This window comes from Brevundimonas sp. UBA7507 (assembly GCF_002478355.1).
In the GTDB taxonomy this organism is placed as follows: domain Bacteria; phylum Pseudomonadota; class Alphaproteobacteria; order Caulobacterales; family Caulobacteraceae; genus Brevundimonas; species Brevundimonas diminuta_D.
The window spans coordinates 21,560-48,427 of record NZ_DLNP01000006.1 but is presented as its reverse complement, the minus strand read 5'-3'; the positions used below and the strand labels follow the sequence as shown (position 1 = coordinate 48,427).

The window sequence follows — 26,868 nt, the reverse complement described above, 5'->3', positions numbered from 1 at the left end:
CACGCCGCCTTAAAAAGGCCCTCGCGTTGACAGGGATAAGGGCGGTGCTTAAGTCCCGCCTGCGCCCAAGTCGAGGGGTTTTCGATCGTCTGCGCGGCCCTTCGCGCGCCCTCATCTGCAGGGAAGGCCCGGGGCCGGCGTGATCGCGGCCCTCCGACCGGGTGAAACTGTCTTTCTCAGAGCCTTCAGCCGCTCGACCGCCTGACCCGGATCGCCCATGCTCGGCTTCGCCAAGAAATTTCTCGGTTCCTCCAACGACCGCAAGGTCAAGGCCTTCATGGGCCAGGTCCAGAAGATCAACGCCCTGGAATCCAAGTTCGAGGCCTTCTCGGACGACGAACTGCGCATGATGACGCAGACGTTCAAGGATCGCATCGAAGCCGGCGAGAGCCTGGACAAGCTGCAGAACGAAGCCTTCGCCGTGGTGCGCGAAGCCTCCAAGCGCGTGCTGGGCCAGCGCCAGTACGACGTGCAGATGACCGGCGGCATGATCCTGCATGAAGGCGGCATCGCCGAAATGCGCACCGGCGAAGGCAAGACCCTGGTCGCCGTGGCCCCGGTCTATCTGAACGCCCTGGCCGGCAAGGGCGTCCACGTCGTCACCGTCAACGACTATCTGGCCCGCCGCGACGCGGAACAGATGGGCCGCGTCTATCGCTTCCTGGGCCTTGAGGTCGGGGTCATCGTCAACGGCCTGTCGCAGGGCCAGCGCCAGATGGCCTACAACGCCGACATCACCTACGGCACCAACAACGAATTCGGCTTCGACTATCTGCGCGACAATCTGGTCTACGACCGTCGCGAGATGGTGCAGCGCGGCCACCACTTCGCCATCGTCGACGAGGTCGACTCCATCCTGATCGACGAGGCGCGCACGCCGCTGATCATCTCGGGCCCGACCGAGGACCGTTCGGACCTCTACAAGGTGCTGGACGCCCTGGTGAAGGAACTGATCAAGGACAAGGACACCTACGATCTCGACGAGAAGCAGCGTCAGGCCCTGCTGACCGAACTGGGCTCGGAGCGGATGGAGCAGATGCTTCAGGACGCCGGCCACTTCGCCGAGGACACCGTCGACCTGTACGACCCGGCCAACGTCAGCCTGGTCCACCACACCAACCAGGCCCTGCGCGCCAACACGCTCTACACGCGCGACAAGGACTACATCATCAAGGACGGCGAGATCGTCCTGATCGATGAATACACCGGCCGCATGATGACGGGCCGTCGCCTGTCCGAAGGTCTTCACCAGGCCATCGAGGCCAAGGAAGACGTCAAGATCATGCCCGAGAACCAGACCCTGGCCTCGGTGACGATCCAGAACTATTTCCGCCTCTACGAGAAGCTGTCCGGCATGACCGGCACGGCCGCCACCGAGGCCCAGGAATTCCTCGACATCTACAAGATGGACGTCCTGGAAGTGCCGACCAACCGTCCGATCCAGCGCAAGGATTACGACGACGAGGTCTATCGCACCTTCAAGGAAAAGAACGCCGCCATCGCCGCCCAGATCGCGGAATGCCACGTTCGCGGCCAGCCGATCCTGGTCGGCACCGTCTCGATCGAGAACTCCGAAGAGCTGTCCGAAGTCCTGAAAACCTACAGCTACAAGGTCGAGCGTTCGCGCACCCTCAAGCCCGAATACGCGGGCCGCGAGAAGGAAGCGCAGAAGGTCGGCGACGCCGCCTATGACATCGACTACGTCACCGGCCGCGGCATTCCTCACAACGTCCTGAACGCGCGCCAGCACGAGCAGGAAGCCTACATCGTCGCCGACGCCGGTCTGCCGGGCGCGGTGACGATCGCCACCAACATGGCCGGCCGCGGCACCGACATCCAGCTGGGCGGCAACTTGGAGATGCGCCTGCAGCGCTGGAGCCAGGAACAGCGCAACATGGCCGTCGCCGTGACGCCGGAAGACCTTGCAGCCAAGGAAGCCGAGTTCAAGGCCGAGATCGCCGCCGCCAAGGAACAGGCCATGGCCGCCGGCGGCCTGTTCGTCCTGGGCACCGAGCGCCACGAAAGCCGCCGCATCGACAACCAGCTGCGTGGCCGCACCGGCCGTCAAGGCGACCCCGGCACCTCGAAATTCTACCTGTCGTGCGAAGACGACCTGCTGCGCATCTTCGCCGGCGACCGTCTGGACGCCATCATGAAATCCTTCGGCGTGGCCGAGGGCGAGGCCATCAGCCACCCTTGGCTGAACCGCGCCGTCGAGACCGCCCAGAAGCGCGTCGAAGCCCGCAACTACGACATGCGCAAGAACGTGCTGAAGTACGACGACGTCGTGAACGATCAGCGCAAGGCCGTGTTCGAACAGCGTCAGGAGTTCATGGACTCCGAGGATCTGTCGGAGCTGGTCGCCGACTTCCGCAACGACGCGATCAACGACCTGGTCGAACGCTATATGCCGCCCAAGGCCTATGCCGAGCAGTGGGACATCGACGGCCTGGACGAGAAGGTGAAGTCCACCCTCGGCCTCGAACTGCCGCTGCATGACTGGGCCGCCGAGGAAGGCGTCTCCAACGAGGAGATCGAGGAGCGCATCGTCGCGGCCGCCGACGTGCGCGCCGCCGAACGCCTCGAACTGATCGGCGCCGACCAGACGCGCGGCCTCGAAAAGCAGTTCATGCTGCAGATGATCGACATGCAGTGGCGCGAGCACCTGGTCCATCTGGACCACCTGCGCGGCGTCATCGGCCTGCGCGGCTATGGCCAGCGCGACCCGCTGAACGAATACAAGACCGAAGCCTTCAACCTGTTCGAGACGCTGCTGCACGACCTGCGCCACAACGTCACGCGCTGGCTGATGACGGTTGAGTTCCAGTTCCAGGCGCCGCCGCAGATGGAAATGCCCGAGTTCCAGGAAATCCACCTGAACCCCGGCACCGGCGAGAACGAGATGCTGAACCCGATGGCCCAGAACCCGGAAGGCCAGCTGACCGGCGACGACCGCTCCAAGCTGCCGGTCGAGGCCCTGCCCGTCGGTTGGGAGCGCACCAGCCGCAACGCCGACTGCCCCTGCGGCTCGGGCCGCAAGTTCAAGCACTGCCACGGTAGTTTGATCTAAGGCGCGCTGAAGTGCGCGGCGCTACGCTCGCGACGCGGTCGCTCGCTGCTTGAACGCCAAAGACCGACTTGAGAGAGGCGGGTTCGCGAAAGCGGCCCGTCTTTTTCTTTGGCCGCGCCTTTCCTTACCGCTCATCCGTCTTTTCTGTTGGGCCGCCCGCTGATCCGGGTAAGGTCGGACCATGAACTACAAGCCCCTGTTCTCGCGCGCGCTGGGCCTCGATCCGGAACGCCTGCATTTCGCCGCCCACAGCCACCACCTGTGGCCCGACGTCAGCTTCGACGGCCAGGTCCAGGCCTGGGCCGAGGCCAACCGCTTCGCCGACCGCAAATGGGATCTGGTGTTCGGAGAGGTCATCCCCGAGGCGCAAGCGCATGTCGCCAAGGAACTGGGCCTGCCCTCGCCCGACAGCCTGATCTTCGCGCCCAATACGCATGAGATTCTGCTGCGCATCGTCTCGGCGGTCGACAAGGCGCCGGTGCGCATCCTGGCCACCGACGGCGAGTTCCACTCCTTCCGCCGCCAGTCGGAACGCTGGGAGGAGGCGGGACAGGCCGTCGTCACCCGCGTGCCCCTGGCTCCGTTCGAGACCTTCGCCGACCGCTTCGTCGCCGCGGCCAGGGCGGGCGGGCACGACCTGATCTTCGTCAGCCAGGTCTTCTTCCGCACCGGCGGCCTGTTCGAGCGCATCGCCGAACTGGCGGAACTGGCTGATCCGGCTGGTCCGTGGGTGGTGGTCGACGGCTACCACGGCTTCATGGCCACCCCGACCGATCTGTCGGCCGTAGCGGACAGGATCTTCTATCTGGCGGGCGGGTATAAGTATGCGATGGCCGGCGAAGGCGCCTGCTTCCTGCACGCCCCGCCCGGCTTCGGCCCGCGCCCGGTCGTGACCGGCTGGTTCGCCGAGTTCGGCCACCTGGAAGGCCCGCCCGGCGGGGTTCAGTACCGCACCGACGGCGGCCGCTTCTGGGGCGCCACCTTCGACGCCAGCGCCCTTTATCGCTTCAACGCCGTGCGCCGGATGCTGGACCAGCACGGCCTGACCACGGCGACCATCGCCGAGCACGCGCGCGGCCTTCAGACCCGGTTCCAGACGGCGATCCAGGGCGGAGACGCCGGGGCGTTGAACAAGGCCGAGATCCTGAACCCGGTCGAGGGAGCAGCGCCGCGCGCCCGTTTCCTGGCCCTGCGCCACGCCGACGCGCCGCGCTGGAAGGTGGCGCTGCAGGAGATGAACGTCATCGCCGACGTGCGCGACGATGTCATCCGCTTCGGCTTCAGCCTCTATCAAAGCAAAGAAGACGTGGAGCGGCTGATCCACGCCTGCGCCCGGCTGGACTAAGGCCTCAGAAGAACAGGCTGTCGGCGTCGCGCCGCGCCTCGGGCGGATCGGTGCGCCGGGGCGAGGCGGGGCGCGCAGACGAAGCGCGGGGCGCGGGCGAGGCCTTGGCTTCAGCCCGCCTGGGCGCCGGATCCCCCGGCAGGGACGGCGTCGGGGACGCAGCCCGCGCCGGAGCCGCAACGGGCGGCGCAGACGGCGCGGCGGTCTTGGCCGGCGGCGGGCCCAGGCGCGGATAGGCCGGCCCCTTCGGCTCGACCGCCCGGCGCGGCGCGACCACAGGAGGCGACGCCTGCGCCTCGACCGCATCCGCCGACATCGCGGCCGAGGCCGCCAGCAGCTGGCGCGCCTGGGCCCGCGCGCGCGGATGATCGCAGCGGCACAGCATCAGCCCCGCCGGCCCTCTCCAGATCAGCAGCGGGCGGCGGGGCGGCTCGGCCCAGCGGCGGGCCAGCCGCTCGATCTCGCGGACCAGTTCGGCATCGTCCGTCGGCACGGGCCGAAGCTCATGGCCCTGGGCCTCGAGCTCTGAAGCAACCCGGGACAACCAGACGGCGCCGCTGGAATCGGGGCCGTCGCGATCATGGACATAGACGGGCGTAAGGCCGAAGGCGGCGCCGCCCGCCGCCGCTTCCAGCCGCGCCTCGAACCCCTCGGGCGCGATGATCGGCTGAGGCTCATGACGCGCGACCGCCAGCCACCAGGCGGCCAGCGCCACCCCCAGCATCAGCAGGCCCAGGACAGCGCCGATCAGCGCTCCCAGAAGGATGCGCGGCAGTTGAGAAGAAGAGACGGACAACGTCATCGTCCGTCAGGACTAACACTGAACCGACGCACGACAACCCCTGAGGCTAGGGCGTGATCTTCATGGCCTGGGCCGACCAGCGCACCACCACCTTCTCTTCCTGCTCGGCGCCGAGGCGGGCGTAGAAACGCCGCGCGCCGTGATTGTCCGCGCGGACCTCCCAGCGGCCGCTCAGCCCCTCGCCCGCAGCCTCGGCCGCGAACGCCCGCATCAGCGCCTCGCCTACGCCAGCGCCGCGCGCCTCTTCGGCCACGAACAGGTCGTCGAGGTTGAGGTAGTCCCCGCCCCGCCAGATGCCGTAGACCCGCGTCCAGGAGACGAAACCCACCGCCCGCCCCGCGATCTCGGCCAGAAGGAAGGCGGCGCGCGGCGGCGCAGCCGACAACGCCTGCGCCAGACTGTCCGGCGTGGCGGCGAGATAGGGCGTCAGTTCCTCATGTTCCGCCAGAGCGCGCATCAGGGCGTGGATGCGCCCGGCGTCTGTCGCCGTCGCGCGGCGCACCGTCAGGTCTGCGGTCATGGCGGGCCTCCCTCCCGACTGGTTCCGTACGGCTTCTTGGCGCGACGAAGACGTTCCGCCAAGCGTAGGATCAGACCGCCAGGTCGAACAGGGCGTCGCGCGTGATCTCGGCGTGGGTCATGGGGAACAGATGGCCGCCGCCCGCCGTCGTCTCGACCTGCAGGGCCGCGCGACGCGCTGAGGGCCGAACCGCGCACAGGCTGCCCGTCTCGCCCTTGAGGATGCGCACCGCCCCCGGATAGCGGGCCAGCGCCCGCCACGGGTCATGCGCCTGGGCGGCGTAGTTGGAGGCCTCCCACGCCGGGCTGCAGGTCAGCTCCAGTCCCCGATCCGTCTCGGCCAGGCCGTCGGCCAGATAGTCGGCCAGCATCAGGTCCGGCCAGCCCTTGAAGGCGCCGCGTCCGCGATAGGCGGCCAGGGCCTGTTCACGGCTGTCGAACACCGCGCGGCGTTTCAGGGTGCGCGAGACGATGGGAAAGTGATGCGACAGCCGGCCCGCCAGCGGCAGGTTCAGCGCCATCACCATGGGGCGCGGCCAGACGACCGGATCCAGCAGCAGCAGGCGCGACACCCGCTCGGGCTGCTCGGCGGCGGCCAGCAGACCGCTGGTCCCGCCGATGGAATGACCGGCCAGGGCCACCGGCGGACCGCTGATCGCCTCCAGCAGGCCGATCAGGTCGTCGCGGTGATCCTTCCAGCTCCTATGGCCTTCGGGTTCCGCAGGCAGGCGCGTCGCGCCGTGGCCGCGCAGGTCGGGCGCCCAGATACGCAGGGCGCTGGACAAAGGCTGCAGCAGGGTGCGGTAAGTGCGGGCGTTGAAACCGTTGGCGTGGACGAAGACCAGATCGACCGGCCGCTCGCGATCGCCGAAGTCCAGAACCGCCATCTCGCCGCCGCCCCAGCGATTATCGATGGGGACGCTGATCCGGCGCGGCGCCGACAGGGCCAGGGCGTCCATCAGGTTCAGGCCGCCACGCGACAGGCCGGGCAGCGGCCATGCCCTTCTATGGTGGTGCGTTCGATGGCGTAGCCGGCGCCGGCGGCGGCGCGGGCGAAGGCGTCGCCGCCCTGGACCGCCACCTCTTCGGCGGCGCCGCAGCAATCGCAGATCAGGAAGGCCGCTGCGTGGCCCTTGTCTTCGCCCAGGGCGTCAGCGGTGCAGGCGACATAGGCGCTGATGGAGGCGATGCGGTGCGCCAGGCCCCGGCGCTCCAGGAAGTCGAGCGCGCGATAGACTGTCGGCGGCTTCGCCGCCTGGCCGTCCAGGCCGTACCGGGCGATCAGGTCATAGGCCTTCACCGGCTCGCCCGCCGTCAGCAGCAGCTCCAGCACCCGGCGACGCGGGGCGGTCATGCGCTCGCCGTCGACGGCGCAGCGCGCCTCGACGGCCGTCAGGGCGCGCTCCACCTCGGCGGCGCCGAGCTCGTGTTCAGCGTGTTCATGATCGCAAGCCAGACCCATGGCCTACAGCTAGGAGGTCAGGGCCGCCGCTGCAACCGCATCGACGGTCGCACCCGCGCGGGCCGCCGCCCGCAGCCGGCGTAATGTGGCCAAACAGCGGCGTTTGCGGCGGCCCCGACCATGGGCTAGAAGAACCGTCCTTTCTGTTCAGAAGATCCTTTTTCATGACCGACGCGACCCAAGCGAACAGCCCCCTGTCGGGCAACGTCCTGTTCTATTCCCAGCCCGAGCCCCTGTCGGCCGAGGCTCACAGCAAGCTGGGCGTGACCCCGGCGGACAAGCCCTACGCCTTCGTCGCCCAGACCAATGTGGTGCCGCTGACGGTGACGGAGTTCGCCCCGGCCGCCCTGTCCTATCCAGTCATCTTCGTCGGCGACGCCAAGCAGCCGGTCGCCGCCATGGGCCTGAACGCCGGCGAGAACCTGTTCATCGAGGACGGCGACTTCCGCCCCGACGCCTACATCCCGGCCTACGTCCGTCGCTACCCCTTCGTCTTCGCCAATGACGAAGAGCAGAAGCGTCTGGTGCTGTGCATCGACCGCGCCGCCCCCTTCGTGGTCGAAGGCGGCGAGACCCCCCTGTTCGAGAACGGCCAGCCCAGCGGCTACGTCAACTTCGGCATGGAGTTCTGCAACAACTTCGAGCAGGAGCGCGTGCGCAGCGAATCCTTCGTCGCCCTGCTGAAGGAACTGGACCTGTTCGAGGTGCGCGAGGCCAACTACACCCCGCGCAACGCCGACGGCACGGTCGGAACGCCGCAGAAGATCGCCGAATACTTCGCCGTCTCGGAAGACAAGCTGAAGGCCCTGCCGGCCGAAAAGCTGGCCGAACTGCGCGACAACGGCGCTCTGGGCCAGATCTACGCCCACCTGGTGTCGCTGCTGGGCTGGGATCGTCTGATCGCCGTGGCCCTGACCCGCGCCGCCAAGCAGCAGCCGGTCGCCGCCAACGCCTGATTTTTGGGGGCCTAACGCGCTTTTGCGCGGCTTGAGGCCTTTGGAACACCAAACGGCAAACGCCCCGTCAGGAAACTGGCGGGGCGTTTTCTTATCCTTCTCCCCTTGTGGGAGAAGGTGGACGGCGAAGCCGGACGGATGAGGGGTTTCCCCCACTGACCGTCAAGCCGGCGTCAAACTTTGGAGAGACCCCCTCATCCGGCCCTAGCGGGCCACCTTCTCCCACAAGGGGAGAAGGACGCGACCTTAGCGGCGCGCGACCAGGGCGCGGGTCAGGCAGGAGAAGACCAGCCGCCCCGCCTCGTCCAGCAAGTCCTGCTGGGCGATGACCACGCCCTTTTCGTCCCCGACCGGATCCTTGCCCATGATGGTCAGACGGCCGCGCAGAAGCTCGCCCGCCGGGGGACTGCGCAGGAAGCGAAGCCCGTCGACCGCCAGGGTCTTGGCGCCCGCCCAGCCGCTGGTGCGGTCGGCGGCCAGGCGGCTCCACAAGGCGTAGACCATGGCCTCGGGCGCGCCGTAGGCCACGTCCCAGCCCGGCTGGAACCGCTCGGCAAACAGATCCAGCGCCGCCGCATCAACGGCGCAGGCGCCCAGGGGGATGACCTGACCGATCTCGAGATCCTCGAAATGGACGTGCAGCGGCTCGGTCATGCGCGGTCTTCCCTCGGTCAGGCGGCCGGTTCTTCCGACACCCTGACCATCAGCTTGCCGTCATGGTCGCCCGTGAACAAGCGGTTCAGCGAGCCGACCGCCCCTTCCAGGCCGTCGTCGACATGGACCTTCCAGTGGATTTTCCCGTCGGCCAGCCACGGGCCCATCTCGGCGACCATCTCCTTGGCGCGGTGAGCGTAGTCGAGGACCAGGAAGCCCTTCACGTCCAGGCGGTGGGTGATGATGCGGGCGAAGTTGGGCGAAGGCGGCATCCGCGTGGCGTTGTAGGCCGAAATCAGGCCGCAGACAGCCATGCGGCCGTGCACCTTCAGCCGGTTCCAGACGGCGATCATGATGTCGCCGCCGACGTTCTCGAAATTGAGGTCGATGCCGTCGGGGGCCAGGCGGTCCAGGGCGTCGCCGACGTCCTCGTTCTTATAGTCGACGGCGCCGTCGAAGCCGAGCTCCTCGGTCAGCCAGCGGCATTTCTCGGCGCCGCCAGCGATGCCGATGACGCGGCAGCCGCGCTGCTTGGCCACCTGACCGGCGATGGAGCCGACCGCCCCCGCCGCCGCCGAAATGACCAGGGTCTCGCCCGCCTTGGCCTTCAGCACGTCGGTGACGCCGAAATAGGCGGTCATGCCGGTCATGCCTAGGACGGACAGGTTGGCCGTTAACGGCAGGCCCGGCGCGCGGTGGACCGGCCGCAGCCCCGCCTCGGGCACGACGGCATAGTCCGCCCAGGCGCCCGACAGGGGCATGACCAGATCGCCTTCCTTGTATCGCTCGCCGCGCGACTGCTCGACCACGCCCAGGGTCAGGCCGCGCATGACGTCGCCCAGGCCGACGGGCGGCAGATAGCCTTCGGAATCATTCATCCAGGTGCGGTTGGTCGGGTCGATCGACAGATAGACGGTGCGAACCAGAACCTCGCCGTCCTTCAGATCGGGCAGGACGCTCTCGACCAGTTCCAGATCGCCGTCCTGAATCAGGCCGTGCGGCCGCTGACGCAGGATCCATTGTCTGTTGCGCAGGCTCATCGATCGGTCTCCTAAAGCGTTTTCTTTCAGAACCCATAGTGACGCCTCGCCGCCAGAGGGCAAGCGCGACGGATCGACCGTTCGCCCTGGGCCTGCCGACAAAAAGAAGGCGGACCCGTTCAGGATCCGCCTAGGAGTCGCATCATCGAGAATGAGGCGAGGGCGAAGACCGGCCGAACCGGTCCGGGGGAACGACCCTCGACAACCCGATAACGGCGCACGCGAAACTCGGTTCCAAAGGACGCCGACCGCCCGGCGCTCCTCCTCGTCGCGGAACGGCGGAGCGGGGGCGGCGTTGGCCCTAGAGGTTTCCAGACCGCGAAAAAGGAGGCGAGCCGATGACCCACCAAGACCCGCATTCCCACTCCGCCGACGCCGTGCACGAGCACCAGGCGGTGGAGGCTCAGTATGTGCGCCAAGGCCGAAGCGGACGCCGCATTCTGGTGCTGCTGATCGTTTCGGCCGGGGCCGCCGCCATCCTGCTGCTGGGGTGGTGGGCGATCAACAACGCGGGGCTCCAACGCACCTCGGAAGCCACCGACGCTACGCCCGAACCCTCGCCGGTCATGCAGACCGACCCCACGGTCCGCCCCGCGGGGCCGGAAGCCGCTCCGCCGCCTGTCGAACCGCCTCCAGCGCCCTGATGCGGTTCTGAACGAAAAAGGGCTCCGCTGCGGCGGAGCCCTTGGTCTTAGCCGAAGAGATTCAGCCCGATCAGGCGGCCTGCTTCTGGCGCGACGGATGGAAGAACAGCGCCTGGCTGATCGCCGCCTTCACCGTCTCCGGCTGGAAGGGTTTGGTGATCAGGAAGGTCGGTTCGGGACGCTCGCCGGTCAGCAGCCGCTCGGGGAAGGCGGTGATGAAAATGACCGGCACGTCGAACTTCTTGAGGATGTCCTTCACCGCATCGATGCCCGACGAGCCGTCGGCTAGCTGGATGTCGGCCAGCACCAGGCCGGGCGTGTGGCGCGATACGGCGTCCACAGCCTCGTCATGGGTGGTGGCGGTGCCGGTGACGCGGTGGCCCAGTTCCTTCACCAAGCTTTCGATGTCGGCCGAGATGATCGCTTCATCTTCAATGATCAGGACGTCGGTGGCCAGCTCGGCGTCGATGTCCGATTGGGCCTCGGCGATCAGGCGTTCGACCGTGCGCGGATCGACGGCCAGGATCTGGGCCGCCTCGGACGGCGTAAATCCTTCCAGCGCGGTCAGCAGGAAGGCCTGGCGCGAGCGCGGCGAAATCCGCATCAGGCGATGGGCGGCGTCGTCGCCCTCAGCCGCAGCGCCGTCCTCGAGCTGGGCGCCCGTGGCCGCCCAGATGGTGTGGAAGACGTGATACAAGGCCACGCGCGGCGTCATGTCCGTCGGCAGCTGGCGCTCGCCCGCCGCGAGGGCTTCAAGGGCCACGCGGACGTAGTTGTCGCCCGTCGCCTGGTCGCCGGTCAACGCCCGGGCGTAACGACGAACGTAGGGCAGATGAGGCGCTAGTCTGGCCAGAAGGCTCATATTGGTTCGTTCCCCGACAATCTTCGCGCCGCATGTCTAATGGCGCACCAGCGGAATGAACGTGTCAAATGGGCCGCGGTTCCCGCGCGCCCGTCCAGCTTGAGCATAAAAACGTCCGGCGTTAGGAACTCTATGCGAGAGGCGGCGTTTTCCGTTTCTACAGGCGTTTCAACTGGCTTGGGCGGCAGCCGTAAACTCGATGATCAACACCAAGGACACCCCCGTTCACCCCGACGGGTCACCGTCGAATGAGCGAGGGCTTGAAGAGGTCCGTCTGCGTCAGCAGGCGATCGGCGTGAAGCTGCGCCACATGTTCGACGAGGTCGTGAACGAACCCGTTCCCGACGAGTTCCTCGAGATTCTCAGACGCGCCGACCAAGCGTCGTCCACCAAGGAGGGACAGTGACCAGCACCCCATCCCGGCCCCCGTCGGCCGATGACGGCGCCTTCAAGGCCGAACTGGTCACCCTGATCCCCCACCTGCGCGCCTTCGCCCGCACCCTGACCGGCGATCCGACCGCGGCCGACGACCTGGCGCAGGAAGCCATGATGAAGGCCTGGGACGCCCGCGCCAGCTATCAGATGGGCACGAACATGAAGGCCTGGACCTTCATGATCCTGCGCAACCAGTTCTACTCCGAGAAACGCCGATCCTGGCGTCAGACCCAGCTCGACCAGGAAGCCGCCGAACGCACCCTGATCGCCGTCGACGATCCCGAGGCGCCCGTCGCCCTGGACGAACTGCGTCAGGCCTTGCAGACCCTGCCCGAAGAGCAGAGGGAAGCCCTGATCCTGGTCGGGGCCGGAGGGTTCGCCTATGAGGAGGCGGCTGAGATCTGCCAGTGCGCCGTGGGCACGGTGAAGAGCCGCGTGTCGCGCGCCCGCAAGGCGTTGCAGGCCACCTTGGAGCGCGGCGGCTACGCCCGCGACGGAAAGTCCGCCGGGGATGCGATGCGATCCATCCTGGCCGACGCCGACAGGCTGAGCGGCTCCGGGCGGAGATAGTCGTGCGGCGGATCGGCCGGGTTCTGGGGCGAAAGCTCGGATGGCCCAGCGTGCAGGGAATCCGCTTTCGCCTGGGCGTGGCCATGGCCGTCGCCCTGCTGCCGATCCTGCTGCTGGCCATGATCCAGACCGAGGCGGGCTTCCGCCGCCAGGCCGCCGAACAGCGCATCGACCTGCAACTGGCCGCCGACCGCAGCGCCGCCCACGCCAAGAACAACATCGACAGCGCCGTGGTGCTGTTGCAGGCTCTGGCCCCCGAAGGCGTCGGCTTCTATTGCGAGCCGCGGCTGACGACCCTGGTCGAACGGATGGACAGCATCGCCGCCCTGGCCCGTTTCAGCGCCACGGGCGAGCCGGTCTGCGCCTCCCGCTCCAATCCGCCGCCCTCCGGCGCCGAGGTGCGCGAGCGGTCCTGGTATCAGCGGCTGAGGCGCGGCGAGAACGTCGTCATGGAGTGGACCGCCGGGAAGCCGAACGCCCTGTTGGTCGCGGTCCGCTCCGAACGGCCCATGGGCGCCTTCCAGGGCGCCATGACCGCCATTCTGCCGCTGGCTGCGCTGCAGCCGGACATTCGCGATCCCGCCCTGCCCCTGGGGGCCCAGGCGGCGGTGATCGACGCGTCTGGCCGAGTGCTGACCACGACCGACGCCGAATCCTTCCAGCTCAACGATCCCCAGGCCATCGCCGCCTGGGCCGCTGAGGCCCAACGCGGCGACACCACCCTGTTCGAGGCGAAGGACGCGCGCGGCCGCCGCCACGTCTATGCGGGGGCGCCGCTGTCGGGGCGCGACGTCTTCGTCCTGCTGTCGGCGCCCGCGCCGGGCCTGCTGTCCTGGGCGCGGCTGAACCCCTTCGGCACCCTGCTGCTGCCGCTGGCGGCCTGGCTGGCGACCTTCGCCGCCGTCATGCTGTTGTCGGAACGGATCGTCGTGCGCTGGCTGATCTATCTGGAGCGGGTGGCCGCCATCTATGCGCGCGGCCGCTTTTCGGTCCGCCCCGTCCAGGCCGAGCACGCCCCGGCCGAAATCCGCGTCCTGGCCCGCACTCTCGGCGCCCTGGGCGACAACATCACCCGACGCGACAAGGCCCTGCTGGAGGCCCTGGACGAGAAGGACGCGCTGATGCGCGAGATCCATCACCGGGTGAAGAACAACCTGCAGATCATCTCCTCCCTGCTGTCGATGCAGCAGCGGGCGGTGACAGACCCCAGCGCCCGCGCGGCCCTGGGCGACACCCGCCAGAGGATCGCCGCCCTGGCCTTAATTTATCGCATTCTCTACCAGAGCGAGCACGTCCGCGAAGCCGACTCCGAGACCTTCCTGCGCGAACTGGTCGGCCAGCTGATCGCCGGAGAAGCGATGCGCGGCCCTCTGGTGACCACGACGATCCAAGCCGATCCCCTGGTCATCGACCCCGACAAGCTGGCGCCCCTGGCCCTGTGGGTGGTGGAGGCCGTCTCCAACGCCCAGAAGCACGCCTTCGCCGAGCGCGGCGGCGACCTTCAGGTCCGCTTCCGGGTCCAGGGCGACACCAGCGTGCTGGAGGTGCAGGACGACGGTCCCGGCGTCGCCGACGCCGCCGAGGCGGGTGTGGGCCGCACCCTGATGATCGCCTTCGCCAAACAGCTGCGCGGCGAAGCCGAGATCATCCCCGCGCCCGAGGGGGGCTCGATCGCCCGCCTGACTTTCGTCACGCCCGAAGCCCACGGATCGGCCCATGTGCGCGAGGTCGCCGCCTTCCGGGTCAGTGGAACCCGACCTTGAGCGTGGCGTTCAGAAAACCTGAGGGCTTCCGTCCCGACCGTCCCATGTCTCAGGAGCATTCCATGCGCAAAATCATCATTCTGGCCGTCGCCGCCGCGGCCCTGACCACCGCCGCCTGCAACACCATCCAAGGCGTCGGCAAGGACACCCAGGCCGCCGGTCAGGCCGTCGAAGGCGCCGCCCGCGACGCCAAGAACTGATCCCCTTCCGATCAGAAGGCTGCACCTAGACCCCGCCGAGAGCATCGCTCGGCGGGGTTTTATTTTTCACTGGCGCGACCTTGGCGGCTCATTTAGCGTCGCCGTGCCCCATGAAGGGGCCAGGACTTTGAAAAGAAGATGCGCGTCGGCTGCCCCCGAGAAATCAAGACCAACGAACATCGCGTCGGCCTGACGCCCGCCGCCGTGCGCGAATACGTCGCCCACGGCCACGCCGTCGTCATGGAGACGGGCGCGGGTCTCGGCGCGGGCTTCTCCGACGCCGACTACGTCAAGGCAGGCGCCCGCATCGCGCCGGACGCCCGCACCGTCTTCGCCGGCAGCGACATGATCGTGAAGGTCAAGGAGTTGCAGCCGACCGAGTTCTCCCTGCTGAACGACGGCCACATCCTCTTCACCTATCTGCACTTGGCGCCCGATCCCGAACAGACCAGGGCCCTGCTGGCCTCCGGCTGCGCCGCCGTCGCCTATGAGACGGTGACGGACCGCAACGGCGGCCTGCCGCTGCTGGCCCCCATGTCCGAGGTGGCCGGGCGCATCGCCGTCTTCTCGGCGGCCGAGACCCTGCTCAAGCACAAGGGCGGCATGGGACTGCTGTTCTGCGGCGTGCCGGGCGTGGCGCCGGCGCGGGTGCTGGTGCTGGGCGGCGGGGTCGTGGGGCTGAACGCCGCGCGCATGGCCATGGGTCTGGGCGCCGAGGTGGTGGTGCTGGAACGCTCCATTCCCCGGATGCGCCAGATCGACGAAGTGACCGGCGGCCGGGTCATCACCCGCTATTCCTCGCTGCACGCCATCGAAGATGAACTGCCCAAGGCCGATGTGGTGATCGGCGCCGTCCTGACGCCGGGGGCGGAGGCGCCGACCCTGGTGCGGCGCGACCAGCTGGCGTCGATGAAGAAGGGCAGCGTCCTGATCGACGTCGCCATCGACCAGGGCGGCTGTTTCGAGACCTCGCGCCCGACCACCCACGACCAGCCGACCTATGTGGTCGACGACGTGATCCACTACTGCGTGGGCAATATGCCCGGCGCCGTGCCCCGCACCAGTTCGGAGGCCCTGAACAACGCCACCTTGCCCTTCGGCCTGGCCCTGGCCGACCGGGGGCTGGAGGCCCTGCGCGCCGACCCGCACCTGGCCAAGGGGCTGAACGTGCTGAAGGGCGAGATCACCCACCCGGCCGTGGCCCAGGCGCTGGGCATGGACTGGCGCGACCCCTTCGGCGTCTGGGCGCGCGTATGAAGATAGGCCACCGGGCTTGCCGTCGTTCAGACGGCGCCCCAGGAATGCGATTCTAACTGTTCAGGAGCTTAGCCATGCTGCTTCTTGTCATGATGTCCATCGTCGCATTCCAAGAGACACCGCCCCCGGCCGGGGCGCCAGCGACGGCGTCCGTGCGCTGGTCGGCGCCGCCGCGCGCCGAAACTCCGCCCAAGGCTCTGCAGGACAAGGTCAGCGGCGCCGCCACCTTGCGTTGCGACTTCACGAGCGGCTCGCCGACCGCCTGCCGCATCATCGCCGAGAACCCGGTCGGTTACGGCTTCGGCATGGCGGCGCTGCGCGCAACGCGATCCGCGCGGGCTGCAAACGGCCTCGACGGACTTCACGAATTCTCGGTCGCCTTCGAAGTTCGCTGACGTCGAACGGGTCTGGCCTGTAATTCGCCGCTCTCTTCGGCCATAAGGCGCCCATGAAGTTCCTCGATCAGGCCAAGATCTATATTCGCTCCGGCAACGGCGGCGCGGGCTCCGTCTCGTTCCGTCGCGAAAAATTCATTCCCAACGGCGGACCCGACGGCGGCGACGGCGGTAAGGGCGGCGACGTCTGGGTCGAGTCGGCCGACGGGCTGAACACCCTGATCGACTTCCGCTATCAGCAGCATTTCAAGGCCGCGACCGGCAACCACGGCCAGGGCCGCCAGATGCACGGGGCCAAGGGCGAGGATGTGGTCCTGCGCGTGCCCGTCGGCACCCAGGTGCTGGACGAGGACAAGGAGACCGTGCTCGTCGATCTGGACGAACCGGGCATGAAGGTGAAGCTGCTGTCCGGCGGTAACGGCGGCTGGGGCAACACCCGCTTCAAGGGGCCGGTCAATCAGGCGCCGCGCCACGCCAACCCCGGCCAGGAAGGCCAGGAGCGCTGGATCTGGCTGCGGCTGAAGCTGATCGCCGACATCGGCCTGGCGGGCCTGCCCAATGCGGGCAAGTCGACCTTCCTGTCGGCCGTCTCGGCGGCGCGGCCCAAGGTGGCGGACTATCCCTTCACCACCCTGACGCCCAATCTGGGCATGGTGGACTTGAGCCCGTCGGAACGCTTCGTCATCGCCGACATCCCCGGCCTGATCGAAGGCGCCAGCGAGGGCGCAGGACTGGGCACCCGCTTCCTGGGCCACGTCGAGCGGTCGGCCAGCCTGATCCACCTGATCGACGGCACGCAGGACGACGTGGTCGAGGCCTATCGCATCATCCGCGGCGAGCTGGAGGCCTATGGCGAGGGTCTGGCCGACAAGGTCGAGATTCTGGCGCTGAACAAAATCGACGCCCTGACGCCCGAGGCCCGCGAGGAGAAGGCGGCGGAGCTGGAGGCGGTGGCCGGTCGTCGGCCCTATCTGGTGTCCGGCGTCTCGGGCGAGGGCGTGACCGAACTGCTGCGCGCCGCCTGGGCCGAGGTGAAGAAGACCCGCGGCGAGGTCTCCGACGAGGGCGAACACGTCATCCCCGAAACGCCGGGCGGCTGGCAGCCCTAATCCCTCACATGGCCGGATGACGGGGGCGTCGCCGCCCCCTATGTTCGCGCCATGACCGACGCGCCCGCCGAAATCCCCGCCCGCCCCCTCACGCAAGACGGGCCGCCTCTGCGGCTGTGGATGATCGACGCCTCGGCCTACATCTTCCGCGCCTATCACGCCCTTCCGCCGCTGACCCGCAAGTCGGACGGCCTGCCTGTGGGGGCCGTGCAGGGCTACTGCAACATGCTGTGGAAGCTGCTGAAGGACATGAAGGGCGAGGACGGCCCGACGCATCTGGTCGCCGTCTTCGACCATTCGGAGAAAACCTTCCGCAACGATCTCTATGACCAGTACAAGGCCCACCGCCCCCCGGCGCCCGAGGATCTGGTCCCGCAGTTTCCGCTGGTGCGCGAGGCGACCAAGGCCTTCGGCGTCCACTGCGTCGAGATGGCCGGATATGAAGCCGACGACCTGATCGCCACCTATGCCTGTCAGGCGCGCGACGCGGGCGGCGAGGCGGTGATCGTCAGCTCCGACAAGGATCTCATGCAGCTGATCGGCGACGGCGTGGTCATGTACGATCCGATGAAGGACCGTCGCCTGGAAGAAGAGGCCGTGTTCGAGAAGTTCGGCGTCACGCCGGACAAGGTGGTCGAGGTTCAGGCCCTGATCGGCGACAGCGTCGACAACGTCCCCGGCGCCCCCGGCATCGGACCCAAGACGGCGGCCCAGCTGATCCATGAATACGGCGACCTCGACACCCTGCTGGCCCGTGCAGGCGAGATCAAGCAGCCCAAGCGCCGCGAGACCCTGATCAACTTCGCCGACCAGATCCGCCTGTCGCGCGAACTGGTGAAGCTGACCTGCGACGCGCCGATCCCTGAACCGATCGACGACTTCCTAATCCGCGATCCGGACCCTGAAACCCTGTCGGCCTTCCTGGAGACGATGGAGTTCAAATCGCTGGCCCGCCGCGTCGGCGACGGCAAGGCGCCGCAGAAGGAAGGCTCGGCCTTCACCCGCCAGCCGAGCGCGCCCGTCGCCACCCCGCGCTACGGCCAGACCGAGGTCGCCGCGCCGACCGAGACCCATGCGATCGATCGGGATCGCTATGAGTGCGTGCAGACGCTGGAAGACCTCGACCGCTGGATCGCGCGGGCCAGGGCGGCAGGCGTGGTCGGCTTCGACACCGAGACCGACGCCCTGTCCTCGACCCACGCCGGGCTGTGCGGCGTGTCGCTGGCGGTCGGGCCGAACGAGGCCTGCTATATCCCTCTGACGCATGAGCACGAGCCGACCGGCGACGGCGGGCTGGACTTCGGCGACGGCGGCGACGCGCGCCCCCCCCTGCAACAGATCGACAAGCCGACGGCGCTGGCTCGGCTGAAGACCTTGCTGGAAAACCCGTCGGTGCTGAAGGTCGGCCAGAACATCAAATACGACCTCGCCGTCATGGCCCGACGCGGAGTGCGCGTCGCCCCGATCGACGATGTGATGCTGATCTCCTACGTCCTCGAAGGCGGTCTGCACGGCCACGGCATGGACGAGCTGGCGCGGCTGCACCTCGGCCACGAGCCGATCCCGTTCAAGAGCGTGGCCGGGACCGGCAAGAGCCAAAAGAGCTTCAAGCACGTCGAGCTGAAATCGGCCGTCTGCTACGCCGCCGAGGACGCGGACGTGACCCTGCGCCTGCATCGCCTGCTGAAGCCGCGCCTGGCGGCCGAGGGGCTGTCCACGGTCTATGAGACGCTGGAGCGCGGCATGCCCGCCGTCCTGGCCGACATGGAGCGGGCCGGGGTGCGGGTCGATCCGGACCGGCTGCGCTCCCTGTCCTCCACCTTCGGTCAGCGCATGGCCGAGCTGGAGGAAGAGGCGCACAAACTGGCCGGCCGCCCGTTCAACGTCGGCAGCCCGCGCCAGATCGGCGAGATCCTGTTCGGCGAGATGAACCTGCCCGGCGGCAAGAAGACCGCCAGCGGCCAATGGGGCACCGACGCCAGCGTGCTGGAGGATCTGGCTCAGAGCCATCCCCTGCCCCGCACCATTCTGGACTGGCGCCAGCTGTCCAAGCTGAAGGGCACCTATACCGACGCCCTGGTGGCGGCCATGGACCCGCAGACGAACCGGGTCCACACCTCCTATCAGTTGGCGGCGGCGACCACCGGCCGTCTGGCCTCGTCCGACCCCAATCTGCAGAACATCCCGATCCGCACCGAGACGGGCCGCCAGATCCGCCAGGCCTTCATCGCCTCGCCGGGCCATGTGCTGATCTCAGCCGACTACAGCCAGATCGAGCTGCGCCTGCTGGCCCACATCGGCGACATCCCCGAGCTGAAGCGCGCCTTCAAGAGCGGCCTCGACATTCACGCGGCGACCGCATCCGAGATGTTCGGCGTCCCGGTCGAAGGCATGCCCAGCGAGACGCGCCGCCGGGCCAAGGCCATCAACTTCGGCATCATCTACGGCATCAGCGCCTTCGGCCTGGCCGCCCAGCTGGGCATCGACCAGGGCGAGGCCGGGGCCTACATCAAGACCTATTTCGAGCGCTTCCCCGGCATCCGCGACTACATGGACAGGACCAAGGCGCTGGTAAAGGAGCAAGGCTTCGTCACCACCGTCTTCGGGCGGCGCATCCACATCCCGGCCATCCACTCCAAGTCCGGCGCCGAGCGTCAGTTCGGCGAGCGCGCGGCCATCAACGCACCGATCCAGGGCGCCGCCGCCGACATCATCCGCCGCGCCATGATCCGCATGCCGGGCGCCCTGGCCGAGGCCGGCCTCCAGACCCGGATGCTGCTTCAGGTCCACGACGAACTGGTGTTCGAGGCCCCCGAAGCCGAAGCCGAGCGCGCCGTCGCCGTCATCCGCCGCATCATGGAAGGCGCCGCCCTGCCCGCCGTGGACCTGAGCGTGCCGCTGGACGTCGAAGCCAAGGCCGCCGGCAACTGGGACGACGCGCACTAACTCCAACCAAGGACGACGACATGAGCCTGGACCCCGAAATCCGCGATAACGAAGAGGCCAAGCGCTACGAGCTGACGGTCGACGGCGAGACCGCCGTGGTCATCTACAACCCCGTCGCGGGCGGGCGCCTGATCACCGAGACCATCGTGCCGGTCCCGCTGGAAGGGCGCGGCATCGCCAGCCGCATGGCCAGGCACGTCCTGGCCGATCTGAAGGCGAAGGATCTGCTGATCCTGCCGACCTGCCCCTTCTTCTCCAGCTATCTGAAGAAGCACCCGGAATACGCCGATCAGGTGCATCCGACCTATCGGGCCATGCTGGGCCTGTAGGCCATCGCTTCAAGCCCCGCCGCCTGCTAGGGCGAGGCGATGAAGTCTTCAGACATCGACGTCCTGATCGTCGGCGCCGGCGCGGCCGGCATGATGTGCGCCATCGAGGCGGGCAAGCGCGGCCGCCGCGTGCGCGTGATCGACCACGCCCGCGCGCCCGGCGAGAAGATCCGCATCTCGGGCGGCGGGCGCTGCAACTTCACCAATCTAGGGACCGGCGGCGCCAATTTCCTGGGCGAGAATCCGCGCTTCGCCCTGTCGGCCCTGCGCCGCTTCACCCAGCACGACTTCATCAAGATGGTCGATCGCCATGGCGTCGCCTGGCACGAAAAGACCCTAGGCCAGCTGTTCTGCGACGACAGCGCCAAGCAGATCATCCGCATGCTGACCGACGAGATGAAGGCGGCGGACGTCACCTTGTCGCTGGGCCTCGGCGTCAAGGCGGTGGAGCGCGCGGGCGAACGGTTCCAGGTCGATCTGGACGACGGATCGCGGGTGACGGCGGCGTCGCTGGTCGTGGCGACCGGCGGCAAGTCCATTCCCAAGATGGGCGCGACCGGCTGGGGCTATGAGGTCGCGCGGCGTTTCGGTCTGCGCGTCACCGACACCCGGCCCGCTCTGGTTCCCCTGACCTTCGAGCCGGGCCTGCTGGAACAGTTGAAGCCGCTGGCGGGCGTGTCGGTCGACGCCGTCGTGCGGCACAAGGCGCCCAAGGACGCGGGCGCCGGCCGTCCGGCCAAGGAAACCGTCTTCCGCGAAGGCCTGCTGTTCACCCATCGCGGCCTGTCGGGGCCGTCGATCCTGCAGATCAGCTCCTACTGGCGCGAGGGGGAGGCGATCACCGTCGATCTGGCCCCCGACCGCGACGCGGCCGCTGAAATTCTGGCCGCCAAGACCGAGAACGGCAAGCAGGCGGTGCATACGGCCGTCGGCCACGTCGTCCCGCGCCGTCTGGCCGAGGCCCTGTGTGCGCGCGAAAACCTGTCGGGCAAGCTGGCCGAGGTCGGCGACAAGAAGCTGCGCGCCCTGGCCGAGGCCGTCAACGCCTGGACGGTCAAGCCGGTCGGATCGGAAGGCTATCGCACCGCCGAGGTCACGCTGGGCGGGGTCGACACCGCCGCTCTGGACCAACACACGATGGAGGCCAAGACCGTCCCCGGCCTGTTCTTCGTCGGCGAGGTCGCGGACGTGACCGGCTGGCTGGGCGGCTACAACTTCCAGTGGGCTTGGTCGTCGGGCTGGGCGGCGGGCCAGCACTGCTGATCGCGTGAAAACAGGGCCCTGCGGCGACGCGGCGCGTTGTCGCGCAGGCGGGCGATCCCTACGTCTTTTCCTCTAGCGGGACGGGCCCCTCTGGCGGCGCTTCGGCGACGTGATGTCGGACCGCATTCAACGACGAAAGAGGATGTCATGCCCCTGCTGATGTGCCCGAACGACAATGCGCCCATGCAGACGCTGGACCGCCACGGCGTCCAGTTCGACATGTGCCCGACCTGCCGCGGGGTCTGGTTGGATCGCGGCGAGCTGGAAAAACTGATGGAATCGGCGACCGACGAAGGGCGCGCCGCCGCGCCCGCCGCACCGCCGCAGCCAGCCCCCGCTCAGCCTCAGCAACCCTGGGGAAGCCAGCCGACCTATCGCGAGCCGCCGCGTCATCGCGACGACCGCTATGACCACGACCGTCGCCGCGACGACGACTACCACTACCGCAAGAAGAAGAAGCGGTTGGACATCTTCGACATCTTCGACTGACGCCCAAGGGCGGTCAGGCCGCCAGGCCGACCGCCTGCAACAGCGGCCGCAGCGTCAACACCGCCTGCGGTTCGGCCCCCAGGGCGGCGCGGGTGTCCGGCGCGCGCATCAACCGCACCGCTTCGGCGCGGGCGCGTTCGGCGACCGGGCCGGTTGGCCCCGTTTCCGCCGCCGCCAGCCTCAACAGGGCCGCCAGCTTCTGCGGGATCGGCGCCGGCGCGCGGGCGATCTGCATCGTCAGCCGGGCGTCGGCCTCGACCGCGCCGCCGACCAGCCCCAGGGCGTCGACGACAGCCTGGGTCTCGCGCTCGGGCAGACCCGCATTGCGCACCGACCGTTGCAGAGCGACCAGCGACAGCAGACGCTGCCCCGGCGGCGCGACCTCTGTCGTCAGGCGACCGCGCAACTCGGTCTCGAAGCGCAGGGAGGCGACGCAGGCGTCCAGCCAGCGCGCCGCCGCCCGTTTGTTGGCGCCGCCGGTGACGTTCTCGCACAGGCGGGTCAGGCGCTCCGCCTCGGCCAGAACGGACGTGCAGTCGGCGACATAGGCGGCGACGAAGTCGGCGGCGACCAGGCTGCGCGAGCGTTCGATGAAGGCGGTCTGCACCTCCTCCAGCGTCAGCAGCCGTCCCGCCGTGGCCGTCAGGGCGGTGGCCAGGGCGCGCAGAATGTCGATCTCGCCCACGGCGTCGCCGGGCCGCAGGCGGCGCTGGCTCATCAGTTCGCGCAGCACCATCCGCGCCAGGGCCGCAGCCAGCAGGGGGAACTCGCCCGCCGCCAACCGCTCGCCCAGACGCGCGGGCGGGCCTTCCACCGGCGGCACCAGCAGGGTCAGGCGCGGGTCATGGGCGAGGATGGCCCTCACCTCGCGCGGAGCGACCATGCGCACGGCCGCCGCCAGGCTGGAGCCCTGATCCAGACCGGGGCCGAGAATCTGCGCCAGCCCCGCGCGCGATCCCAGAAGCTCGCACAGGATCTGCTCGACCGCGACGAACACCAGGGCGCGCGGCGGCCCGTCGATCGGCGCCCGATCGCAGATGTCCATCAGCCGCTCCAGCCGCGCCCGCGCCCCCGTCAGGCCGCGCAGCGACCCGGCCACCGCCCCGCCCATGAGGAAGGCCCGGTCGGGCGCCCCGGCCAGGTTGTGCGCCAGATCGGCGACGGACCGCGTCTCCAGATCCGCGAACGTTCGGCTGCGGCCCGCCTTCAGCAGCCGCTCGATCGCCTGTTCGGCCAGGCGCTGATAGTGGCGCATCAGCTCATGCACCGACTGGCCGGGAACGGCCTGAGCCTCGGGCACGGCGACCTTCTGGATGGCGTGCTGCAACTCCACGCCGGAGGCTTCCAGCCGCTCGGCCAGATCCGGCCGGTGCAGCAGTTCGAAGGCCGTCGCGCCCTGGCGCCCCAGCCAGTCCTCCAGGATGCGGCCGATGGTCTCGCGCGCATGTGGGGCGTAGAGATCCTGCACGCCACGACAGGCGGGGCCGCGCGGCTCGACCGGCGCCGGGCGCTTGCGCTTCAGTTCCGGCGCCCCTCGCGTCAGGACGACGACGCTGGCGAACTCCATGGTCTCGGGGTCCATCGTCTCCTTGGTGACGCGCACGGCCACGGCCTGACGGTCGCGCATCAGATCCTCGGCCGTCTCCATGGCGCGGCGGCGGTCCTCCATCGCCTGCGACAGGGACCAGTCGTCCGGCGGCGTGCGGCGGATGTAGATTTCGTAGTGAACGGGACCAGCCATGGCGCCTTCGTGGACAGCGAGACGGCTATTTTGACTTTCCAGGCTTTAAGGCGAGGTTTCGTCTTTTCCTCACACGGGTTGAAAGGCAGAGTCGCGCAAACCATTTTGCGGTGGCCGTAAAGTCACCGCGAATGCATAGAACGGTTACGCTTGCCGTGCGTTACCGGATACGGCGGCCGATCACGCGATCGCCCCGCCCGCACTAAGGAGAAGCCCTTGGCTAACATCACCCTGGTCGACGACGACGAGAACATCGTGGCCTCCGTCTCACTGGCGCTGGAAAGCCACGGCCATACGGTGACCGCCTATCACGACGGCGCCTCGGGCCTGGAAGCGCTGGAGACCACCCCGCCGGATCTGGCCATCCTGGACGTCAAGATGCCCCGCATGGACGGCATGGAAGTGCTGCGCCGCCTGCGTCAGACCTCCAGCATTCCAGTCATCATGCTGACGTCCAAGGACGAGGAGATCGACGAGATCCTCGGCTTCAACCTCGGCGCCGACGACTACATCCACAAACCCTTCAGCCAGCGCCTGCTGATCGAGCGGGTGAAGGCCCTGCTGCGCCGCGCGGGCGTGGAAGGTCTGGACCCCGTCGATCCCGCCGCCGTCGAAGCCGGCAAGGCGATCAAGCGCGGCAAGCTGTCGATGGATCCGGCGCGCCACGAATCGACCTGGGACGGCAAGCCCGTGAAGCTGACCGTCACCGAGTTCCTGCTGCTGCAGGCCCTGGCCCAGCGCCCCGGCTTCGTGAAGAGCCGCGACAATCTGATGGACGCCGCCTATGACGATCAGGTCTATGTCGACGACCGCACCATCGACAGCCATGTGAAACGGATGCGAAAGAAGTTCCGCATGGTCGATCCTGAGTTCGACGCTATCGAGACCCTGTATGGCGTCGGATACCGCTACCGCGAGAGCTGAACCTGAAGACGCCCCGGCCCGGCGCCGATTCCGCTTCGGCGGCTCGCGCCTGGGCGGCTTCATCCTGGCCCTCAATCTTCTCAGCCTGCTGATTCTGTTCGGCGGCGCCCTGCTGCTCAACGAGTGGCGGCGCGGTCTGATCGAGGCGCGCCAGGAATCGCTCGGCGTCCAGGCAGAACTGCTCGCCAACGTCCTGGGCGAACTGGGCATCACCCAGGGCGACCCCTATCCCATGCTGGACGATCGCGCGGCCGCCCTGTGGCTGCGCGACAACTTCATCCCGGCGGGCCAGCGCGCCCGCCTGTTCGACATGGACGGCATCGAGGTGTCGGACTCCTTCCGGGTCAGCGACACCATTCCCGGCGCCCCTCTGCCCCCGGCCAACCCGGCAGGCACGGCCCTGGCGCCGTCCGAGCCGTCGCCGCGCGAGACCGCGCGCCTGGCCCGCGCCGATGCGGAACTGTCGGCCGAGGTCGAGCGCGCCCTGCAGGGCACGCCTCAGGCCGCCATCCGCCGAAACGAAGAGGGCGAGCGCGTCGTCTCCGTCTCCCTGCCCGTGCGCCATGTGCAGCAGGTGCTGGGCGTGCTGACCCTGGAAGCCGGCGACGTCAACGCCACCCTGGACGCGCAACGCCGCGCCCTGATGCCCTTCGCCCTGGTGGCGTTGGCGGTGAACTTGCTGGCGTCGCTGGTGCTGCACCTGTTCGTGGCGCGGCCGGTGATGCGGCTGTCGGCGGCGGCGGATCAGGTGCGCCTGCAGCGCGCCCGCGCCATCTCCCTGCCCGACCTCGAGGATCGTCGCGACGAGATCGGCGACCTGGCCCGCGCGCTTGAGTCCATGACCGACACCCTGTCGACCCGCATGGACGCCATCGAGCGGTTCGCCGCCGACGTCAGCCACGAGATCAAGAACCCCCTGACCTCGATCCGATCGGCGCTGGAGACCCTGCCCCTGGTCAAGACCGATGAGCAGCGGGCCCGCCTGACCAATCTGCTGCAGCAGGACGTGCGGCGGCTGGATCGCCTGATCACCGACATCTCCAACGCCTCGCGCCTGGACGCCGAACTGTCGCGCGACCGCCCGCGCGCCATCGATCTGAAGGAGCTGCTGGGCGACATCATCGGCGTCTATGAGGCCGGACAGAAGCCGGGCGAGCCCCCGGTGCGCTTCGTCTCGACCGCCGACAGCGCCCGCGTCATCGGCCGCGACATTCCTCTTGGGCAGGTGTTCCGCAACCTGATCGACAACGCCCGCTCCTTCAGCCCGCCCGACGGCGAAGTGCGGGTGAGCCTGGAACGCGACGACAGCCAGCCCGACCTGCCCCTGCGCGTCCGCGTCGAGGACGACGGCCCCGGCATCCCGGCCGACAACCTGGAGACGGTGTTCGAGCGCTTCTACACCTCGCGGCCCAAGGGCACGGCCTTCGGCGCCAACTCGGGCCTGGGCCTGGCCATCGTGCGCCAGATCATCGACGCCCACGGCGGGCATGTCCACGCCGAGAACCGCACCGGTCCCGACGGCGCCGTGGTCGGCGCCCGCTTCGAGGTGCGGTTGCCGGCGACGGGCAAGCGCCCGTGATCCGACGCTCATGACCGCACCGCGCCAGCCCCTGCACGCCACCGTCGTCGCCACCCGCCTCGACGGCGCCTGGCGCGGCGTGCTGATCCGGGGACGATCCGGCGCGGGCAAGAGCGACCTGGCCCTGCGGCTGATGCAGAACGGCTGGCGGCTGGTCGGCGATGACTGGGTCGAGGTCTTCGCCTGCGAGGGCGCCCTCTACGCCGTCGCGCCCGCGACCATCGCCGGACGGATGGAGGTGCGCGGCCTGGGCGTCGTCAGCCGGCCTTTCCTGCCCCTGACGCGGATCGCCCTGTCGCTGCATCTGACCCATGAACCGGTCGAGCGGATTCCCGAAGCGGACCAGGACGTGATCGACGGAATCGCGATTCCACGCCTGGTTATGGACCCGCGTCCGGCCTCGGCGCCACTGGTCGTGACGGCGGCCATGGAGCTCGTCGCAAAGCGTCCGTTAGGGCGCGACGACGGCGCCCTTTGATCCGCGCCGCGATTGCCCTATGAAACGAGGCTTGTC

The 26,868-nt window shown here is 68.6% G+C and carries 26 protein-coding genes; 18 read left to right on the top strand and 8 right to left on the bottom strand.

The genetic code is table 11. From position 1 onward, the window contains the following. The first annotated feature begins 217 nt into the window (after positions 1-217). A complete protein-coding gene (gene secA / locus B3D50_RS04125; protein ID WP_286949565.1) occupies positions 218-3,070 on the top strand; it encodes a preprotein translocase subunit SecA in 2,853 nt (950 codons plus the stop codon). Between the two features lie 181 nt (positions 3,071-3,251). After that, positions 3,252-4,415 carry a class V aminotransferase gene (locus tag B3D50_RS04120; RefSeq protein WP_286949563.1) on the top strand — a complete coding sequence of 388 codons (1,164 nt, stop codon included), beginning with the start codon at positions 3,252-3,254 and terminating at the stop codon, positions 4,413-4,415. 4 nt (positions 4,416-4,419) lie between these two features. Here B3D50_RS04120 and B3D50_RS04115 read toward each other — a convergent pair whose 3' ends face one another. From B3D50_RS04115 to B3D50_RS04100, 4 genes are all read right to left on the bottom strand, one after another. Further along, entirely contained in the window at positions 4,420-5,211 is a 792-nt protein-coding gene (locus tag B3D50_RS04115; RefSeq protein WP_286949562.1) for a hypothetical protein, read from the bottom strand. A gap of 52 nt (positions 5,212-5,263) precedes the next feature. Next, entirely contained in the window at positions 5,264-5,737 is a 474-nt protein-coding gene (locus B3D50_RS04110; RefSeq protein ID WP_286949560.1) for a GNAT family N-acetyltransferase, read from the bottom strand. A gap of 70 nt (positions 5,738-5,807) precedes the next feature. Then, the gene (locus B3D50_RS04105) at positions 5,808-6,695 is read right to left on the bottom strand and encodes an alpha/beta fold hydrolase (protein WP_286949559.1); all 888 of its coding nucleotides are present in this window, start codon (positions 6,693-6,695) and stop codon (positions 5,808-5,810) included. Between the two features lie 5 nt (positions 6,696-6,700). After that, entirely contained in the window at positions 6,701-7,198 is a 498-nt protein-coding gene (locus B3D50_RS04100; RefSeq protein WP_286949557.1) for a Fur family transcriptional regulator, read from the bottom strand. 164 nt (positions 7,199-7,362) lie between these two features. Here B3D50_RS04100 and B3D50_RS04095 point away from each other — a divergent pair, with 164 nt between their 5' ends. Then, a complete protein-coding gene (locus tag B3D50_RS04095) occupies positions 7,363-8,154 on the top strand; it encodes a SapC family protein (RefSeq protein ID WP_286949556.1) in 792 nt (263 codons plus the stop codon). Between the two features lie 246 nt (positions 8,155-8,400). Here B3D50_RS04095 and B3D50_RS04090 read toward each other — a convergent pair whose 3' ends face one another. Continuing rightward, positions 8,401-8,808 carry a MaoC family dehydratase gene (locus B3D50_RS04090; RefSeq protein ID WP_128115698.1) on the bottom strand — a complete coding sequence of 136 codons (408 nt, stop codon included), beginning with the start codon at positions 8,806-8,808 and terminating at the stop codon, positions 8,401-8,403. 17 nt (positions 8,809-8,825) lie between these two features. Next, entirely contained in the window at positions 8,826-9,848 is a 1,023-nt protein-coding gene (locus B3D50_RS04085; RefSeq protein WP_003164194.1) for an NADP-dependent oxidoreductase, read from the bottom strand. A gap of 338 nt (positions 9,849-10,186) precedes the next feature. Between B3D50_RS04085 and B3D50_RS04080 the strand changes: the two genes are divergently transcribed. Then, positions 10,187-10,492: a hypothetical protein gene (locus tag B3D50_RS04080; protein ID WP_286949552.1), complete on the top strand. Its 306-nt coding sequence runs from the start codon at positions 10,187-10,189 to the stop codon at positions 10,490-10,492. 70 nt (positions 10,493-10,562) lie between these two features. Here the strand turns inward: B3D50_RS04080 and B3D50_RS04075 are convergent, their stop codons facing one another. Beyond that, positions 10,563-11,354 (bottom strand): response regulator, encoded by a 792-nt coding sequence (locus tag B3D50_RS04075; protein ID WP_003164196.1) that lies wholly within the window; start codon positions 11,352-11,354, stop codon positions 10,563-10,565. 199 nt (positions 11,355-11,553) lie between these two features. Between B3D50_RS04075 and B3D50_RS04070 the strand changes: the two genes are divergently transcribed. The 11 genes from B3D50_RS04070 (at position 11,554) to B3D50_RS04020 (ending at position 22,110) form a co-directional block, all read left to right on the top strand. Beyond that, positions 11,554-11,760: a NepR family anti-sigma factor gene (locus B3D50_RS04070; protein ID WP_128115700.1), complete on the top strand. Its 207-nt coding sequence runs from the start codon at positions 11,554-11,556 to the stop codon at positions 11,758-11,760. Then, on the top strand, positions 11,757-12,359 hold the full coding sequence (locus B3D50_RS04065; protein ID WP_003164198.1) for a sigma-70 family RNA polymerase sigma factor: 603 nt from the start codon (positions 11,757-11,759) through the stop codon (positions 12,357-12,359). Before B3D50_RS04070 ends, B3D50_RS04065 begins: the two co-directional genes overlap by 4 nt. Positions 12,360-12,409: 50 nt before the next feature. Further along, positions 12,410-14,122, top strand: a complete 1,713-nt coding sequence (locus B3D50_RS04060; protein WP_286949548.1) for a sensor histidine kinase — start codon at positions 12,410-12,412, stop codon at positions 14,120-14,122. Between the two features lie 62 nt (positions 14,123-14,184). After that, positions 14,185-14,322, top strand: a complete 138-nt coding sequence (locus B3D50_RS04055; RefSeq protein ID WP_025976938.1) for an entericidin A/B family lipoprotein — start codon at positions 14,185-14,187, stop codon at positions 14,320-14,322. A 138-nt stretch (positions 14,323-14,460) separates the two neighbouring features. Next, positions 14,461-15,579, top strand: coding sequence for an alanine dehydrogenase (gene ald, locus B3D50_RS04050; RefSeq protein ID WP_286949544.1), 1,119 nt, complete (start codon positions 14,461-14,463; stop codon positions 15,577-15,579). 74 nt (positions 15,580-15,653) lie between these two features. Continuing rightward, entirely contained in the window at positions 15,654-15,974 is a 321-nt protein-coding gene (locus tag B3D50_RS04045) for a hypothetical protein (RefSeq protein WP_003164202.1), read from the top strand. A gap of 53 nt (positions 15,975-16,027) precedes the next feature. After that, on the top strand, positions 16,028-17,083 hold the full coding sequence (gene obgE, locus B3D50_RS04040) for a GTPase ObgE (protein ID WP_003164204.1): 1,056 nt from the start codon (positions 16,028-16,030) through the stop codon (positions 17,081-17,083). A gap of 51 nt (positions 17,084-17,134) precedes the next feature. Then, complete coding sequence (gene polA / locus B3D50_RS04035) at positions 17,135-20,029, top strand: DNA polymerase I (RefSeq protein ID WP_286949542.1); 2,895 nt, start codon at positions 17,135-17,137, stop codon at positions 20,027-20,029. Between the two features lie 20 nt (positions 20,030-20,049). After that, positions 20,050-20,358: a GNAT family N-acetyltransferase gene (locus B3D50_RS04030; RefSeq protein ID WP_286949540.1), complete on the top strand. Its 309-nt coding sequence runs from the start codon at positions 20,050-20,052 to the stop codon at positions 20,356-20,358. 39 nt (positions 20,359-20,397) lie between these two features. After that, the gene (locus B3D50_RS04025) at positions 20,398-21,621 is read left to right on the top strand and encodes an NAD(P)/FAD-dependent oxidoreductase (protein WP_286949538.1); all 1,224 of its coding nucleotides are present in this window, start codon (positions 20,398-20,400) and stop codon (positions 21,619-21,621) included. Between the two features lie 147 nt (positions 21,622-21,768). After that, positions 21,769-22,110, top strand: coding sequence for a zf-TFIIB domain-containing protein (locus B3D50_RS04020; protein ID WP_286949537.1), 342 nt, complete (start codon positions 21,769-21,771; stop codon positions 22,108-22,110). A gap of 13 nt (positions 22,111-22,123) precedes the next feature. Here B3D50_RS04020 and B3D50_RS04015 read toward each other — a convergent pair whose 3' ends face one another. Continuing rightward, positions 22,124-23,851, bottom strand: a complete 1,728-nt coding sequence (locus B3D50_RS04015; protein ID WP_286949535.1) for a hypothetical protein — start codon at positions 23,849-23,851, stop codon at positions 22,124-22,126. A 216-nt stretch (positions 23,852-24,067) separates the two neighbouring features. On the opposite strand from B3D50_RS04015, the gene B3D50_RS04010 reads away from it, so the two are divergent. From B3D50_RS04010 to B3D50_RS04000, 3 genes are read left to right on the top strand one after another with little or no spacing between them, the layout of a single operon-like run. After that, the gene (locus tag B3D50_RS04010; RefSeq protein WP_003164209.1) at positions 24,068-24,775 is read left to right on the top strand and encodes a response regulator transcription factor; all 708 of its coding nucleotides are present in this window, start codon (positions 24,068-24,070) and stop codon (positions 24,773-24,775) included. Continuing rightward, entirely contained in the window at positions 24,744-26,354 is a 1,611-nt protein-coding gene (locus B3D50_RS04005; RefSeq protein ID WP_046654401.1) for an ATP-binding protein, read from the top strand. The genes B3D50_RS04010 and B3D50_RS04005 overlap by 32 nt, the downstream gene beginning before the upstream one ends. Positions 26,355-26,364: 10 nt before the next feature. Beyond that, positions 26,365-26,832, top strand: a complete 468-nt coding sequence (locus B3D50_RS04000; RefSeq protein ID WP_286949534.1) for an HPr kinase/phosphorylase — start codon at positions 26,365-26,367, stop codon at positions 26,830-26,832. Positions 26,833-26,868 lie beyond the last annotated feature (36 nt).